Genomic DNA, 1028 nt, shown 5'->3' with positions numbered 1-1028 from the left:
CGGCTACGCGGCCAATGGCGATGTGGCATTGCAAGGGGCCCAAGTGCAGGCCGGTCGCGATGTCACCTTGGCGGCGGCTCGCGACATCACCCTCACCGCCGGTCAGGACACCACCGACCGGGACAGCGCCAACCACAGCAGCAGCGCCAGCATCGGCGTGGGCTTTGCGCTGGGTGGGGAGCAGAACGGCTTCACCATCGAACTGGCCGCGGCGGCGGCCCGGGGCAAGGGCAACGGCGACAGCACCACGAACCACGTCACTAGCGTCAACGCTGGCGACACCTTGAGCCTGACCAGCGGAAGGGACACCACGCTGGAAGGCGCCCAAGCCTATGGCAACACCATCCTGGCCGACATCGGCCGCAGCCTTAGCCTCACCAGCACGCAGGACACCGACCACTACAAGGAGACGTACCAGAGCGCCAGTGCAGGCCTGAGTTTGTGTATCCCGCCGATTTGCTATGGAAGCAGCAGTGGCGGGGCCAGCTATAGCCAGAGCAACATCAGCAACAACTACCAGAGCGTGACGGATCAGACCGGGTTGGCCGCAGGAGATGGCGGCTTCGACATTCACGTGGGCGATACCACCACGCTGACCGGCGCGGCCATCGCTAGCACCGCCGATCCAAGCAAGAACCTGCTGGACACCGGCAGTCTCGTCGTCAACGACCTGCACAACAGCGCCCGCAGCAGCGCGAGCCAGATGGGGGTTTCCTTCAGCAGCAGTAGCTCGGCGGGCAGCAACCTGGCCAGCAATGCCATCGGCGCAGCGTTGAATCTGGCCGTGCCGCAGAACAGCCACGACAGCAGCGACACCGCCAGCAGCATCGCGCAGGGCACGATCATCGTGCGCGACAACCCGGACCAGGACCTCAGCAGCATCGATCGCAGCGCCGCGACGCTCGACGGCAATGGCGTCAGCAACGATTTTGATGTGGACAAGATCAAGGAGAAGCAGGCACTGGGGCAGGCGGCGGGATATGTGGGGATGCGTGCGGCGGGGGATTTGGCCGACTACATGGCGGAAC

At 65.0% G+C, this 1028-nt stretch carries 1 protein-coding gene; it reads left to right on the top strand.

Annotated features, from left to right (window positions below):
• On the top strand, window positions 1–1028 hold a 1028-nt coding region (locus tag UU9_RS17045), incomplete at both ends, for a hemagglutinin repeat-containing protein (RefSeq protein WP_007083012.1).

The organism is Rhodanobacter fulvus Jip2 (genome assembly GCF_000264315.1).
Classification (GTDB): Bacteria; Pseudomonadota; Gammaproteobacteria; order Xanthomonadales; family Rhodanobacteraceae; genus Rhodanobacter; species Rhodanobacter fulvus.
Note: the sequence above shows the minus strand (reverse complement) of the source record. Positions and strands in the feature narration are given on the sequence as shown.